General features: G+C 60.4%; 15 protein-coding genes. 8 read left to right on the top strand and 7 right to left on the bottom strand.

The window, feature by feature from the left end:
* Nucleotides 1–30: 30 nt before the first annotated feature.
* A complete protein-coding gene (locus tag J3P82_RS07595) occupies nucleotides 31–897 on the top strand; it encodes a DUF6279 family lipoprotein (RefSeq protein ID WP_434561944.1) in 867 nt (288 codons plus the stop codon).
* Between the two features lie 57 nt (nucleotides 898–954).
* Here J3P82_RS07595 and J3P82_RS07590 read toward each other — a convergent pair whose 3' ends face one another.
* Nucleotides 955–1,347: a transcriptional regulator gene (locus tag J3P82_RS07590; protein ID WP_434561942.1), complete on the bottom strand. Its 393-nt coding sequence runs from the start codon at nucleotides 1,345–1,347 to the stop codon at nucleotides 955–957.
* A gap of 181 nt (nucleotides 1,348–1,528) precedes the next feature.
* On the opposite strand from J3P82_RS07590, the gene J3P82_RS07585 reads away from it, so the two are divergent.
* Complete coding sequence (locus J3P82_RS07585) at nucleotides 1,529–2,260, top strand: DUF899 domain-containing protein (protein ID WP_434561940.1); 732 nt, start codon at nucleotides 1,529–1,531, stop codon at nucleotides 2,258–2,260.
* A gap of 198 nt (nucleotides 2,261–2,458) precedes the next feature.
* Here the strand turns inward: J3P82_RS07585 and J3P82_RS07580 are convergent, their stop codons facing one another.
* The gene (locus J3P82_RS07580; protein WP_434561938.1) at nucleotides 2,459–2,716 is read right to left on the bottom strand and encodes a BrnA antitoxin family protein; all 258 of its coding nucleotides are present in this window, start codon (nucleotides 2,714–2,716) and stop codon (nucleotides 2,459–2,461) included.
* Nucleotides 2,694–2,972, bottom strand: coding sequence for a BrnT family toxin (locus J3P82_RS07575; RefSeq protein ID WP_434561936.1), 279 nt, complete (start codon nucleotides 2,970–2,972; stop codon nucleotides 2,694–2,696). The genes J3P82_RS07580 and J3P82_RS07575 overlap by 23 nt, the downstream gene beginning before the upstream one ends.
* A 658-nt stretch (nucleotides 2,973–3,630) precedes the next feature.
* Here J3P82_RS07575 and J3P82_RS07570 point away from each other — a divergent pair.
* Nucleotides 3,631–3,906 (top strand): hypothetical protein, encoded by a 276-nt coding sequence (locus tag J3P82_RS07570; protein WP_434561934.1) that lies wholly within the window; start codon nucleotides 3,631–3,633, stop codon nucleotides 3,904–3,906.
* A gap of 237 nt (nucleotides 3,907–4,143) precedes the next feature.
* Here the strand turns inward: J3P82_RS07570 and J3P82_RS07565 are convergent, their stop codons facing one another.
* Nucleotides 4,144–5,490 (bottom strand): DEAD/DEAH box helicase, encoded by a 1,347-nt coding sequence (locus J3P82_RS07565; RefSeq protein WP_434561932.1) that lies wholly within the window; start codon nucleotides 5,488–5,490, stop codon nucleotides 4,144–4,146.
* A 193-nt stretch (nucleotides 5,491–5,683) separates the two neighbouring features.
* On the opposite strand from J3P82_RS07565, the gene J3P82_RS07560 reads away from it, so the two are divergent.
* Nucleotides 5,684–6,982: a mechanosensitive ion channel family protein gene (locus J3P82_RS07560; protein WP_434561930.1), complete on the top strand. Its 1,299-nt coding sequence runs from the start codon at nucleotides 5,684–5,686 to the stop codon at nucleotides 6,980–6,982.
* A gap of 13 nt (nucleotides 6,983–6,995) precedes the next feature.
* Here the strand turns inward: J3P82_RS07560 and J3P82_RS07555 are convergent, their stop codons facing one another.
* The 3 genes from J3P82_RS07555 to J3P82_RS07545 all read right to left on the bottom strand — a co-directional run bounded on the left by J3P82_RS07555 (nucleotide 6,996) and on the right by J3P82_RS07545 (nucleotide 9,140).
* Nucleotides 6,996–7,862, bottom strand: a complete 867-nt coding sequence (locus J3P82_RS07555) for a carboxylate/amino acid/amine transporter (RefSeq protein WP_186636111.1) — start codon at nucleotides 7,860–7,862, stop codon at nucleotides 6,996–6,998.
* Nucleotides 7,863–8,076: 214 nt separating this feature from the next.
* Complete coding sequence (locus J3P82_RS07550; RefSeq protein WP_434561928.1) at nucleotides 8,077–8,676, bottom strand: FMN-dependent NADH-azoreductase; 600 nt, start codon at nucleotides 8,674–8,676, stop codon at nucleotides 8,077–8,079.
* A gap of 149 nt (nucleotides 8,677–8,825) precedes the next feature.
* The gene (locus J3P82_RS07545; RefSeq protein ID WP_434561926.1) at nucleotides 8,826–9,140 is read right to left on the bottom strand and encodes a 3-phosphoglycerate kinase; all 315 of its coding nucleotides are present in this window, start codon (nucleotides 9,138–9,140) and stop codon (nucleotides 8,826–8,828) included.
* A gap of 50 nt (nucleotides 9,141–9,190) precedes the next feature.
* Here J3P82_RS07545 and J3P82_RS07540 point away from each other — a divergent pair, with 50 nt between their 5' ends.
* The 4 genes from J3P82_RS07540 to J3P82_RS07525 all read left to right on the top strand — a co-directional run bounded on the left by J3P82_RS07540 (nucleotide 9,191) and on the right by J3P82_RS07525 (nucleotide 13,418).
* Nucleotides 9,191–10,114 (top strand): LysR family transcriptional regulator, encoded by a 924-nt coding sequence (locus tag J3P82_RS07540; protein WP_186614056.1) that lies wholly within the window; start codon nucleotides 9,191–9,193, stop codon nucleotides 10,112–10,114.
* A gap of 14 nt (nucleotides 10,115–10,128) precedes the next feature.
* The gene (locus J3P82_RS07535; protein WP_434561924.1) at nucleotides 10,129–10,932 is read left to right on the top strand and encodes an alpha/beta fold hydrolase; all 804 of its coding nucleotides are present in this window, start codon (nucleotides 10,129–10,131) and stop codon (nucleotides 10,930–10,932) included.
* Between the two features lie 4 nt (nucleotides 10,933–10,936).
* Entirely contained in the window at nucleotides 10,937–11,500 is a 564-nt protein-coding gene (locus J3P82_RS07530) for a peptidylprolyl isomerase (protein WP_434561922.1), read from the top strand.
* Nucleotides 11,501–11,585: 85 nt separating this feature from the next.
* Nucleotides 11,586–13,418, top strand: a complete 1,833-nt coding sequence (locus J3P82_RS07525) for an ABC transporter ATP-binding protein (protein WP_434561920.1) — start codon at nucleotides 11,586–11,588, stop codon at nucleotides 13,416–13,418.
* Nucleotides 13,419–13,488 lie beyond the last annotated feature (70 nt).

The following is a 13,488-nucleotide window of genomic DNA, read 5'->3' as shown; positions in this document are numbered from 1 at the left end:
AAGCACCTACGCCCTTGCAAGGACTCGCTCATGTCGCGCTGGTTAACCCGCACCGCCATGTTTATCGCCATGCTTCTCGTGCTCACCGCTTGCAGCCGCGTCGGGCTGGCGTACCGCAACCTTGACCTGATCATCCCTTGGACGCTCAACGACTATTTGGAGATCAACGGCGAGCAAAAAGACTGGTTCGACGATCGCCTCAAGGAGCACCTGAGCTGGCATTGCAGCACGCAATTGCCCGGCTACCTTGACTGGCTCGATCGCCTGAAGTCTATGGTGCAAACCAACCAGGTAACCGACGAAGCCCTGCAGCAACGCACCCGCGAGGCCAAGGCCGCCATCGCCGAAACCGCCCGGGAAATCACCCCGTCGTCTATCGAGCTGTTGCAAGGCCTGAGCGATGAACAGGTGGCGGACATGGACGCCGCGTTTGTCAAAGACCAACGCAAACGCCAACGGGAATACCTCAAGCCGACGCTGCAACAGCAGATCAAGGAACGTGCCGAGCGCATGGAAAAACGCCTGAATGACTGGATCGGCCCACTCAACGACGCCCAGCGTCAACGGGTACAAGCCTGGTCCACCGCCCTCGGCGACCAGAACCAGCAATGGATCGCCAACCGCGCTCACTGGCAGAACCAATTCAGCCAAGCCGTGGCCCAGCGCCACAGCCCGGACTTTCCCAAACGCATCGAGCAATTGCTGGTCAACCGCGAAAGTCTATGGACTCCCGCCTACCGGGAGGCCTACAACAAGACCGAAGCACAGGCCCGCAATCTGCTGGTGGACCTGATGGGCGACAGCACCGCGGAGCAGCGTGAACGGCTGTTGCAAAAAATCGACGGGGTGAAAAGGGACTTCAGTGATTTGAAATGCTTGAAGGTAGCGCAACGGTAGGACAGGCCATCACCTGGGAGCGGGCGAGCCCCGCTCCCAGGTGATATAGCGCTGGATCTAGGCAATCTGCGCCTTCGAAGCCAAATCATCGAACGTAAACTCATCCAGCGCATCTTCCTGTTCATCCAGCACCTGGCGCGGATGGTCATTACCCGGGATGCTGCTGTCGATCAGGCTCAACAACCGCGAGCCACGCGGCGTCAGCACAAAGTTCTCGCCGTTGCCGCCCTCTTCCTCCGGACGAGGTTCGATATAGCCGCGCTCCAGCAGTAACTTCTCGTACTCCCCGGCGACCGCTTTCAAATGATCGAGGTTCTCGATCTCCTCGCCCTGAGCCGCTTTCGCCGCCGCGTACTGCTCCGCATAGGGCCGAGGGGTAAAACTGTGGCCGGCGCCGTTCTGCACTTCGTGCAGCAACCGTTCGATCAAGTCCCAGTTATAAGTCGTCATCCAGGTCCATCCTCTAAAGAGTGAGATGCCTACTTGTTTTGTGACCGAGGCGGCGCCGCGCCGTTCAGCCGGGTTCACGACCGGTCCTCTCCCCGAGCCGACCAACGGCATGTCGAATCCGACGCCAACCAAACGACTAGGCAGAGCAACCGTCGATAAACGAATCTCTGAGGAGCAGCCCATGAACATCGAACACCATCCAGTCGTGTCGCGGGAAGAATGGCTCGCCGCCCGCACCCAACACCTGGCTCACGAAAAAGCCTTCACCCGCGAACGGGACAAACTCAGCGCCGAACGCCGCGCCCTGCCCTGGGTAAAAATCGACAAGCCCTACCGCTTCCAAGGCCCGCACGGCGAACTGAGCCTGGCCGACCTGTTCGGCGGTCGCAGCCAACTGATCATCTACCACTTCATGTTCGGCCCCGCCTGGACCGAAGGCTGCCAAGGCTGCTCGTTCCTGTCCGACCACATCGACGGCGCCAACCAACACCTGGCCCACCACGACGTGGCCGTCGTGGCCGTCTCCCGCGCGCCCCTGGCCGAATTCCAGCCCTTCAAACGCCGCATGGGCTGGGCCTTCGACTGGGTCTCGTCAGAAGGCTGCGACTTCAACTACGACTTCGGTGTCAGCTTCAAGACCGAAGACACCGCCGCCGGAAAAGCCACCTACAACTACGAAAAAACCGACACCACCGAAGGCGAACTCCCCGGCCTGAGCGTCTTCTATCGCAACGAAACCGGCGACATCTTCCACACCTACTCCACCTACGCCCGCGGCCTCGACATCCTGGTCGGCGCCTACAACTACCTCGACCTGACACCCAAGGGTCGCAACGAAGAGGAGATCATGGATTGGGTGCGGCATCATGATAAATACGAAGAGGCCAAGCCGCGTGGCTGCTGCCATGGCTGATGGGCCAGCCGCCCAGTCGAGCGCGGTATCCGTGGCGAGGGAGCTTGCTCCCGCTCGACTGCGTAGCAGTCGCCAGTTTTGCCTTAACCACAGCGCTGGGCGATAGGTTTGATGAAATCGGAGGAGCTGCGGGCGCAGGTAACAGAATTAACGACAACGGGCGACTTCTCAGCCACCCGTTTCATAGCATCAATTGGCTCACCGACGATGGCCCTGCTGAGCCTGCATGTATTGGCGAAGAAGCTGATTGATGCGCGTCTGATAGCCCGTGCCCTGCCCCTTGAACCACTCGACCACATCGGCATCAAGGCGAATAGTCACCGACTGCTTTACCGGCACACGCAGCTCGGCGCGACGGAAGAAGTCCTCATCCAATTCGGGGATATCCCTGGTATCGATGTCCGCGTCATCCAACTTGGCCAAGCGCTCCCAGTCAGTTTTCGATGTTTTCGACATAACGTATGGCCTCCTGCTTAGTGGCTTTTCGGGCGGAGATGAAGCGGATCACATCGCCCCGTCGTTCGGTGTACACGACCACGCCAATCAACGTTTTGATCAATCCGATAGTGATCCAACGCTCTTCGCCGTAGGCCCTTCGGTCATCGTGCAAGACCAGCATCGGATGCTGAAAAATGCCCGGCACGTCGTTGAAGTCGATGCCGTGCTTAAGAATGTTGGCCCGGTTCTTGGCTTCGTCCCATTCAAACAGCATGGGACCATCTGTACTTACTTACGTACATACACAGTACTCTCCTCTGCAGAAATACACAGCCCCGGTAGCTCGATGGAATGACCATCGGATCACTACATTGGAAACAGCTCAAAAGGCGCAACCGTATTCGACGCATGACGCCTCTTCCCCGAAGATTACTGTCGTAACCGTTCATCTGAAATCAGACGTATCCTGTAAAAAAGTGCGAAACGTCCTGCGCAGAGGTGGGAACCTCCTGCGAAACGGACAGACAAGATGGCAAACAGGTCGTAGTAGGAAACGGGGGACTGACGCCGCATCACGATGAATACGAAAGAGAAAAACCCCACGGTTGCTGATGCGACTAAGCACAATCCTCAAGTCGATCACCGCTTCCGTGGCGAGGGAGCTTGCTCCCGCTCGACTGCGCAGCAGTTGCTTGCTTTAAGCCGACAAATAACGAGCCATCATTTTGGCGTCAACCAGCCGTCCCGCCCTTTGAGGGAAATCTTTGCGACCGCTCATCTGAAATCAGACGCCTCCTTTACGGCAGTACGAAAGATCCGGAGCGGCCGCAGGACTCCCTCGATCAGCAGCCCACCTTGCAATCACTGAACTTTCTCCCCGCCATCAGCCTCAACCGTTTATCTGCCCAACAAAGGAATACGAGGCCCGAGCCATGAAAACCCTGATCACACTCACCCTCGCTGCCACCCTCACCTGCGCCCTGCCCGCCTGGGCCGCTTGCACGCCCGAAGAAGCGACCATCAAGCGCGAGCAACTGGCGGATAAGGTCGCCAAGCTCACCGAGCAGGATCCATCCAAGGCCAAGGAGATGAATGACGAACTGCAGGCCATGAAGATGGAGACATCCAGCAAGAAGGTGCCGGACAAGTGCGAGTTGATTGATAATCGCCTGCGGGAACTGGAGGAGGCGCAGAAGAAGGCGGAGTGAGCGCCGAGCTCAGCACATCCCGCTTCTGTGGCGAGGGAGCTTGCTCCCGCTGGGGTGCGAAGCAGCCCTGAAGTCAGTACTCGGTGTGCCAGGGGCAAACGGGGTGCTTTTATTGGGGCTGCTGCGCAGCCCAGCGGGAGCAAGCTCCCTCGCCACAGGGTTTTGCGTCAGATTCAACTGCTCATAAAAAAACCGGACCCAAGGTCCGGTTTTTTTCATCAAGCGCTAACGCCGATTTTACTCAGCCGCCGGCGCCTCTGGCTTGCGGCGCTTGAGCGGGGCCATGCCGTCCTTGCTGACCAGCGACAAGGCGTCGGTCTTCGGGCGGTTGGCGATCTTGCGCTTGGTCGGGGCCTTGGCGCCGGTTTTTTTCTTGTCGCCCTTGGCGTCGACTTTTTTCTTCTTCACACCAACGGCCTTGCCCGAGGCCTTGACCTTTTTCGGTCCGCCGTAGGTGCCTTTGACTTCCTTGATGGTGCGACGCTCGAAGCTCTGCTTGAGGTAGCGCTCGACGCTCGACATCAGGTTCCAGTCGCCATGGCAGATCAGCGAGATCGCCAGGCCCTCGTTGCCGGCGCGACCAGTGCGGCCGATACGGTGCACATATTCGTCGCCGCTGCGGGGCATGTCGAAGTTGATAACCATGTCCAGCCCATCCACGTCCAGGCCACGGGCCGCGACGTCGGTGGCGACGAGGATTTTCACGCCGCCCTGCTTGAGGCGGTCGATGGCCAGCTTGCGGTCCTTCTGGTCTTTTTCGCCGTGCAGAACGAAGGCCTTGTAATCCTGGGCAACGAGACGGCCATAGATGCGGTCGGCCATGGCCCGGGTGTTGGTGAACACGATGGCCTTTTCATAGGTTTCGTTGGCCAGCAGCCAGTTCACGATCTGCTCTTTATGCTGGTTGTGATCAGCGGTGATGATTTGCTGGCGGGTGGTGGCGTTCAGCTGGCTGACCGCGTTGAGCTGCAAGTGCTCGGGGTTGTTCAGCACCTTGGCGATCATCTCGCGCAGGCCCGAACCGCCCGTGGTGGCGGAGAACAGCATGGTCTGCTGGCGGTTGGTGCACTCTTCCACCAGGCGCTGCACGTCTTCGGCAAAGCCCATGTCCAGCATGCGGTCGGCTTCGTCCAGCACCAGCACTTCGACTTCCTTGAGGTCGAGGTTGCCGGCGTTCAGTTGCTCGATCATCCGCCCCGGCGTGCCGATGAGGATGTCCGGCACCTTGCGCAGCATGGCAGCCTGGACCTTGAAATCTTCGCCCCCGGTGATCAGGCCGGACTTGATGAAGGTGAACTGCGAGAAACGCTCCACTTCCTTCAAGGTCTGCTGGGCCAGCTCACGGGTCGGCAGCAGGATCAGGGTCTTGATGCTGACGCGAACTTTGGCCGGACCGATCAGGCGGTTAAGGATCGGCAGCACGAACGCGGCGGTCTTGCCGCTGCCGGTTTGCGCCGTCACCCGCAGGTCACGCCCCTGGAGCGCGAGCGGAATAGCCGCTGCCTGCACCGGCGTTGGCTCGACAAATTTAAGCTCGGCCACGGCTTTGAGCAGGCGTTCGTGCAGGGCGAATTGGGAAAACACGGGTGCTACCTCGAAGAAATGCAAAAAAACAGCTGCATAGGGTAACGGTTTCGAGCGCGAAGGCCGAGTTTCTTTGTACAAACGGCGGCAAATCAGTGCATTTTTATCAGCCGTTATTGCAACAACGGTCACTTGAACGGGCTTAAATGCTCTAATCGCCCCGTCGCGTCTTTATAGAAGAACCGTCTCGTCCATGGACATCAAACAACTCTGGGTCAACATCCAAGACCTCTGGGGTGCCCTTGACCAGCATCCGCTCCTGCATTCCAGCCTCGCCCTGATGTTGCTACTGGTCATCGCCCTGGTACTCGGGCGCATAGCGCGCTACCTGATCCTCCACGCCGCCAAGCTGCTTGGGCGCCAACCGGCCCTGCACTGGGTCAACGACCTGCGCCAGAACAAGGTCTTTCATCGCCTGGCACAGATGACGCCGTCGCTGATCATCCAGTTCGGCCTGCACCTGGTGCCGGAACTGAGCAAGACCAGCACGGTCTTCCTGGGCAATGTCGCCCTGGCGTTCACCATCCTGTTCATGGTGCTGAGCCTCAGTGCCCTGCTCAGCGCCCTGCTGGATGTGTACGCCCGCACCGAGCATGCCCGCACTCGCTCGATCAAAGGCTACGTGCAACTGACGAAAATGGTGCTGTATGTGTTCGGCGCGATCATCATCGTCGCCACGCTGATCGACCGTTCGCCGCTGTTGCTGCTGTCGGGCCTGGGTGCGATGTCGGCCGTGATCCTGTTGGTCTACAAGGACACGCTGTTGTCGTTCGTCGCCAGCGTGCAGTTGACCAGTAACGACATGCTGCGGGTCGGCGACTGGATCGAGATGCCCCAGGTCGGCGCCGACGGTGACGTGGTGGACATCACCCTGCACACGGTCAAGGTGCAGAACTTCGACAAGACCATCGTCTCGATCCCGACCTGGCGCCTGATGTCCGAGTCGTTCAAGAACTGGCGCGGCATGCAGCAATCCGGCGGGCGGCGGATCAAGCGCAGCCTGTTCATCGACGCCAGCGGCGTGCGCTTCCTCCACGACGAGGAGGAACAGCGCCTGACCCAGGTGCGCCTGCTGACCGACTACATCGGCCGCAAGCAGGCCGAGCTCAAGGCCTGGAACGAAGCCCAGGGCAACGTCGCGGCGATGTCAGCCAACCGCCGGCGGATGACCAACCTGGGCACCTTTCGTGCCTATGCCCTGGCCTATCTGAAAAGCCACCCCGAGATCCAGCCGAACATGACCTGCATGGTCCGGCAGCTGCAAACCACCGCCCAAGGCATCCCGCTGGAAATCTACTGCTTCACTGGCACCACCGTGTGGGCCGACTACGAACGCATCCAGGGGGATATTTTCGATTACCTGCTGGCGGTGATGCCGGAGTTTGGATTGAACCTGTACCAGCAGCCAAGCGGCACGGATTTGCGCTCGGGACTGCTGCCGGCAGTGCTGGGGGCGAGCCACCTGCCGGAGACGGAGAAGCAGGTGGTCTGAACCACCACGATATTCAGGGCGAAGGCTGAGGTCGGCGAACCCCCAACCGACTGATCCACACTGCCGCCAGTATCACCGACCCGCCCAGTAGCAACCGCCCCAACGCCTCGTGCTGGTTCCAGATCAACAGGTTCACCAGCAGCCCCACCGGCACGTGCAGGTTGTTCATCACTGCCAGCGTGCCGCCGTTGACCAGGCAAGCGCCTTTGTTCCACCAGTACAAACCGAGCGCGGTGGAAACCAGCCCGAGGAATACCAGTACGCCCCACTGCAACGGCGCTTCAGGCCAGAAATCCGCCTTGCCGAACAGCAGGAACGCCGGCAACGCAACCATCAGCGCGCCCAGGTAGAAATAGCCGAAACGTCGGTAATGCGGCAGGTCACTCGGATGCCGCGCTACCAAGTGCTTGTACAACACCTGCCCCGCCGCATAGGTGAAGTTGGCCAGTTGCAGCAGCAAGAACCCCATGAAGAAATCCGGGTTGATCCGGTCGTAGCGAATCACCGCCGCGCCGGCCACGGCCACCAGCGCCGCGATCAACGCCCAGGGATTGAAGCGGCGGTTGAGGGCATCTTCGATCAAGGTCACGTGGAGCGGCGTGAGAATGGTGAACAACAATACCTCTGGGACCGTCAGCACTCGGAAACTCAGGTAAAGGCAAACGTAAGTCACGCCGAACTGCAAGGCGCCGATCAGCAGCATGCCGCGCATGAACGACGGTTCCACCTGGCGCCAGCGCGTCAACGGAATGAACACCAGCCCCGCCAGCACGACCCGCACCAGCACCGCGAAATAACTGTCGACGTGTCCGGCCAGGTATTCGCCGATCAGGCTGAAGGAAAACGCCTGGATCAATGTCACAAAAAGTAGATAGCCCATACCGCCCTCGTTTCGAATGGCGGCGAAGATAACGGTTTTGAATGGCGGGAGCCATGCGATCGCAGGCAAAAAAAAGCCCGATTTCGCTTAAGCGTTCAATCGGGCTGATGCACTCAGGGAGCAATAAGTGCGAAGGGAGGTTCGATGCGCAAAACGGTTTGAAGGGAAGCGCCAAGTCACTAGACCACTTGGCGATTACCCGAGGATTAACGGATCAGGCGACCTGGGACAGCTTGGCGTTGGCCTGATTCAAGCCCTTCTCCTGGAAGTCACCGCCCAGGTTCAAGCCTTCGGCATGGATGAACGTGACGTCGTGGATACCGATGAAGCCCATCACCTGGCGCAGGTACGGTTCCTGGTGGTCGGTGCTGCCGCCTGCATGGATGCCGCCGCGGGCGGTCAGGACGAAGGCGCGCTTGCCGGTCAATAAACCCTGGGGACCGGTGGGGGTGTACTTGAACGTCACGCCGGCACGCAGCACATGGTCCAGCCAGGCTTTCAAGGTGCTGGGAATCGCGAAGTTGTACATCGGCGCGGCCATCACCAGTACGTCGGCGGCCAGTAGCTCGTCGGTCAGTTGGTTGGAGCGCTCCAGCGAAGCGTTCTCGATGTCGTTGCGCTGCTCGGCCGGTTTCATCCAGCCACCCAGCAAGTTGGCGTCCAGGTGCGGCACCGGATTGACGGCCAGGTCACGAACGCTGATCTCATCGGCCGGGTGCGCGGCTTTCCACTGGTTGATGAAGGTCTGGGTCAGCTGGCGGGAAACCGAATCTTGCTGGCGAGCACTGCTTTCGATGATCAGGACGCGGGACATGGCTTGTAGGCTCCATCTGAGAATGTTGTCAGTCGATGGAGTGAAGGTTAATCGCGATCATATCGATGAAAAAGCGCAAAAAATTGCTGTAATGCATCGATATTTTCGTTTATAAGCGGAGCACGCTTTACGATGCTGCCCGCGGTTGGCTACTTCGGCTTACAAGTCAGCTCGATGCGCAGCTTGATGATGTTGCGGTTGAACTTGGCCGTGGCGTTCTTGAATTTGCCGGCGGCGACTTCGATCTTGCGGGTGCGCGGCGCTTCGGGACCGTTGCGGAACACCACGGTGCAAGCCGCGTCGGTGCTGCCGTAGTTGTTGACCTGGATCGAGCCGATATCGGCATCGGTGTCGTAGGCGGTGTAGTCGATGCTCAGGCCGTTGAGGTGTTTTTCCACTTCGATCGGGTAGGCGAACGCGGTCAATGGCAACAGGGCCAGCAACGCACAACAGATTTTCTTCATTCGGCAGTCTCCACCAGGGGACCGCCAGCTTAGGACAAGAGGAGCTCAACATGAAAGCGCCCCGCGTGACCCTTGATCAGTGGCGAACGTTGCAGGCGGTGGTGGACCACGGTGGTTTTGCCCAGGCCGCCGAAGTGCTGCATCGTTCCCAGTCATCGGTGAGCTACACCGTCGCGCGCATGCAGGATCAGCTCGGCGTACCGTTGTTGCGCATCGACGGGCGCAAGGCCGTGCTGACCGAAGCCGGTGGCGTGCTGTTGCGCCGCTCCCGGCAATTGGTGAAACAGGCCAGCCAACTGGAAGACCTGGCCCATCACATGGAGCAAGGCTGGGAAGCAGAAGTTCGCCTGGTGGTCGACGCGGCCTACCCCAACGCCCGCCTCGTTCGCGCCTTGACGGCATTCATGCCGCAAAGCCGTGGCTGCCGGGTGCGGCTGCGCGAGGAAGTGTTGTCGGGGGTCGAAGAAGTGCTGCTCGAAGGCGTGGCGGACCTGGCCATCAGCGGTTTCAGCATTCCCGGTTACCTGGGCGCGGAACTGAGCGATGTGGAGTTCATCGCCGTGGCCCATCCCGAACACGCCCTGCACCGCCTCAATCGCGAGCTGAACTTTCAGGACCTGGAAAGCCAGTTGCAAGTAGTCATCCGCGACTCCGGTCGCCAGCAACCCCGGGATGTCGGCTGGCTCGGCGCCGAACAGCGCTGGACCGTAGGCAGCCTGGCCACCGCCGCGAGTTTTGTCGGCAGCGGGTTGGGATTCGCCTGGCTGCCCCGTCATATGATCGAACGAGAACTCACGGAGGGCGTGCTCAAGCGTCTACCCTTGGAACAGGGAGGCAGCCGCAACTCGACCTTCTATCTTTTCTCAAACAAGGAAAAACCCCTGGGCCCGGCCACGCAAATCCTGATCGAACTGCTGCGCACCTTCGACACCGCGCCGCTGGATGCGCCGTTCGCCGCCCCTGAACAAGCCTGACAAGGACTTCACCGATGGCCTATTTCGAGCACGAAGGTTACAACCTGCATTACGAGGAGTACGGCCACGGCGCGCCCCTGGTGCTGGTCCACGGGCTGGGTTCAAGCACGCGGGACTGGGAAAAACAGATCCCGGTGTTGTCCGCCCGCTATCGCCTGATCGTGCCCGATGTGCGCGGCCACGGTCGCTCCGACAAGCCCCGCGAGCGCTACAGCATCGAAGGCTTCAGCGCCGACCTGGGCGCCCTGATCGACTACCTCGATCTCGGCCCGGTGCACTTGGTGGGCTGGTCCATGGGCGGCATGATTGGTTTCCAGCTGGCGGTGGATGAACCCGCGCGGGTCAAGAGCCTGTGCATCGTCAACAGCGCCCCTGAAGTCAAGGTCCGCACGCCCGACGATTGCTGGCAATGGTTCAAGCGCTGGAGCTTGATGCGCCTGCTGAGCCTTGAAACCATCGGCAAGGCCCTCGGTGCGAAGTTGTTCCCCAAGCCCGAACAAACCGAGCTGCGCCTGGAAATGGCCCGGCGTTGGGCAGAGAACGACAAACGTGCCTATCTCGCCAGTTTCGACGCCATTGTCGGTTGGGGCGTGCAGGAACGACTCTCCCAGGTTGCCTGTCCAACCCTCATTATTTGCGCCGACCACGACTACACCCCGGTGGCGCTGAAAGAGGCTTATGTGAAACTGTTGCCTGACGCACGACTGGCGGTCATCGCCGATTCACGGCACGCTACACCGCTGGATCAACCCGAACGCTTCAACCAGACCCTGCTCGAATTCTTGACCGCTATCGATTCCACTACCCAGGATCATTGAACCCATGCTGAAAAAAATCGCCCTCGCCGCCGGCTCCGTCCTGTTTGCCGCCAACCTGATGGCCGCGCAACCAGCCAAGGCGCCACACGTCTTGCTGGATACCACCAACGGCCAGATCGAAATCGAACTGGACCCGGTCAAGGCGCCCATCAGTACCAAGAATTTCCTTGAGTACGTTGACAGCGGCTTCTACAACAACACGATTTTCCACCGCGTGATCCCAGGCTTCATGGCCCAGGGCGGCGGCTTTACCCAGCAGATGCAACAGAAAGACACCAAGGCGCCGATCAAGAACGAAGCCAGCAACGGCTTGCACAACGTTCGCGGAACCCTGTCGATGGCCCGCACTTCCAATCCCGATTCGGCCACCAGCCAATTCTTCATCAACGTGGCTGACAACGCGTTCCTCGATCCGGGCCGCGACGCCGGCTACGCGGTGTTCGCCAAAGTGGTCAAGGGCATGGACGTGGTGGACGTCATCGTCAACTCCCAGACCACCACCAAGCAAGGCATGCAAAACGTGCCGATCGATCCTGTGATCATCAAGTCGGCCAAGCGCATCGACTAAACGCACAGGGCAAGCTTGAGCGGCGCCGGCAACCCCGCGCCGCTTACCGCAAAAAAGGAGAGCCCCCGCCCGGGCTATGCACCCCATGGTTTACCGCCGTTTTGAAAAACTGATCGACATTTTCCGCGATGCGCCGACCTCGGCCCCGCCGAACCGCGTCCTGCCCTTCTATACCTATTATCTGAAACAGGTCTGGCCCAGCTTCGCCGCGCTGCTGCTGGTGGGCCTGATCGGCGCGCTGATAGAAGTCGCGCTGTTCAGCTACCTGAGTCGCATCATCGACCTGACCCAGGCCACGCCCAGCGCAGACTTCTTCAAGCTCCACGGCGTGGAGCTGGCTTGGATGGCCGTGGTGGCGCTGGTGTTCCGGCCGATCTTCGTGGCCCTGCATGACCTCTTGGTGCACCAGACCCTGAGCCCCAGCATGACCAGCCTGATCCGCTGGCAAAACCACAGCTACGTGCTCAAGCAGAGCCTGAACTTCTTCCAGAACGACTTCGCCGGGCGCATCGCCCAGCGCATCATGCAGACCGGTAACTCGCTACGCGACTCGGCGGTGCAGGCGGTGGATGCGTTGTGGCACGTGCTGATCTATGCGATCAGCTCGCTGGTGCTGTTTGCCGAAGCCGATTGGCGCCTGATGATCCCGCTGCTGATGTGGATCGCCAGCTACATCGGCGCGCTCTGCTATTTCGTGCCTCGGGTCAAGGAACGCTCCGTGGTCTCCTCCGATGCCCGCTCCAAGCTCATGGGGCGGATTGTCGATGGCTATACCAATATCACCACTCTGAAGCTGTTCGCCCACACCAACTTCGAACAGCAATACGCGCGCGAAGCCATCGAGGAGCAAACTGAAAAGGCTCAGCTGGCCGGCCGTGTGGTGACCAGCATGGACGTCGTCATCACCAGCATGAACGGGCTGCTGATCGTCGGCACCACCGCCCTGGCGCTGTGGCTGTGGACGCAATCGTTGATCAGCGTCGGTGCCATTGCGCTGGCCACCGGCCTGGTGATTCGCATCGTCAACATGTCCGGCTGGATCATGTGGGTGGTCACCGGCATCTTCGAAAACATCGGCATGGTCCAGGATGGCTTGCAGACCATCTCCCAGCCCGTCAGCGTCACCGACCGCGACGAGGCCAAGCCGCTGGCCGTGGCCCAGGGCGAGGTGCGTTTCGAGCATGTGGATTTCCATTACGGCAAGAAAAGCGGCGTCATCGGCGACCTGAACCTGATCATCAAGCCGGGCGAGAAAATCGGCCTGATCGGCCCGTCCGGTGCGGGCAAGTCGACGCTGGTGAACCTGCTGCTGCGCCTCTACGACGTACAAGGCGGGCGCATCCTCATCGACGGCCAGGACATCGCCCACGTCGGCCAGGAAAGCCTGCGCGAGCGCATCGGCATGATCACGCAGGACACCTCACTGCTGCACCGTTCGATTCGCGATAACCTGCTTTACGGCAAGCCCGACGCGACCGATGCACAACTGTGGGAAGCGGTGCACAAGGCCCGTGCCGATCAGTTCATCCCGCTGCTATCGGACGCCGAAGGCCGCAGCGGTTTCGACGCTCATGTGGGTGAACGCGGCGTCAAACTCTCCGGCGGCCAGCGCCAACGCATTGCCATCGCCCGGGTACTGCTCAAGGACGCGCCGATCCTGATCATGGACGAAGCGACTTCCGCGCTGGACTCGGAAGTCGAGGCGGCGATCCAGGAAAGCCTCGAGACGCTGATGCAAGGCAAGACCGTGATCGCCATCGCCCACCGCCTCTCGACCATCGCCCGGATGGATCGCCTGGTGGTGCTGGAAAACGGCCGCATCGCCGAGACCGGCAGCCATGCCGAACTGCTGGCCCATGGTGGGTTGTATGCGCGGCTTTGGCAGCACCAGACGGGTGGATTCGTGGGGATCGACTGACCGGGCCAGGTGATGAAGAACCCGTGGCGAGGGAGCTTGCTCCCGCTGGGGTGCGAAGCGCCCCCAAAAA

Origin of the sequence: Pseudomonas sp. Z4-20 (assembly GCF_051131955.1) — a bacterium.
In the GTDB taxonomy this organism is placed as follows: domain Bacteria; phylum Pseudomonadota; class Gammaproteobacteria; order Pseudomonadales; family Pseudomonadaceae; genus Aquipseudomonas; species Aquipseudomonas marvdashtae.
Note: the sequence above shows the minus strand (reverse complement) of the source record. Positions and strands in the feature narration are given on the sequence as shown.

Bases quoted from the DNA above. Each gene is read 5' to 3' on its own strand.
- J3P82_RS07595 (WP_434561944.1), top strand. From the start codon at position 31: ATGTCGCGCTGGTTAACCCGCACCGCCATGTTTATCGCCATGCTTCTC.
- J3P82_RS07590 (WP_434561942.1), bottom strand. From the start codon at position 1,347: ATGACGACTTATAACTGGGACTTGATCGAACGGTTGCTGCACGAAGTG.
- J3P82_RS07585 (WP_434561940.1), top strand. From the start codon at position 1,529: ATGAACATCGAACACCATCCAGTCGTGTCGCGGGAAGAATGGCTCGCC.
- J3P82_RS07580 (WP_434561938.1), bottom strand. From the start codon at position 2,716: ATGTCGAAAACATCGAAAACTGACTGGGAGCGCTTGGCCAAGTTGGAT.
- J3P82_RS07575 (WP_434561936.1), bottom strand. From the start codon at position 2,972: ATGCTGTTTGAATGGGACGAAGCCAAGAACCGGGCCAACATTCTTAAG.
- J3P82_RS07570 (WP_434561934.1), top strand. From the start codon at position 3,631: ATGAAAACCCTGATCACACTCACCCTCGCTGCCACCCTCACCTGCGCC.
- J3P82_RS07560 (WP_434561930.1), top strand. From the start codon at position 5,684: ATGGACATCAAACAACTCTGGGTCAACATCCAAGACCTCTGGGGTGCC.
- J3P82_RS07555 (WP_186636111.1), bottom strand. From the start codon at position 7,862: ATGGGCTATCTACTTTTTGTGACATTGATCCAGGCGTTTTCCTTCAGC.
- J3P82_RS07550 (WP_434561928.1), bottom strand. From the start codon at position 8,676: ATGTCCCGCGTCCTGATCATCGAAAGCAGTGCTCGCCAGCAAGATTCG.
- J3P82_RS07545 (WP_434561926.1), bottom strand. From the start codon at position 9,140: ATGAAGAAAATCTGTTGTGCGTTGCTGGCCCTGTTGCCATTGACCGCG.
- J3P82_RS07540 (WP_186614056.1), top strand. From the start codon at position 9,191: ATGAAAGCGCCCCGCGTGACCCTTGATCAGTGGCGAACGTTGCAGGCG.
- J3P82_RS07535 (WP_434561924.1), top strand. From the start codon at position 10,129: ATGGCCTATTTCGAGCACGAAGGTTACAACCTGCATTACGAGGAGTAC.
- J3P82_RS07530 (WP_434561922.1), top strand. From the start codon at position 10,937: ATGCTGAAAAAAATCGCCCTCGCCGCCGGCTCCGTCCTGTTTGCCGCC.
- J3P82_RS07525 (WP_434561920.1), top strand. From the start codon at position 11,586: ATGGTTTACCGCCGTTTTGAAAAACTGATCGACATTTTCCGCGATGCG.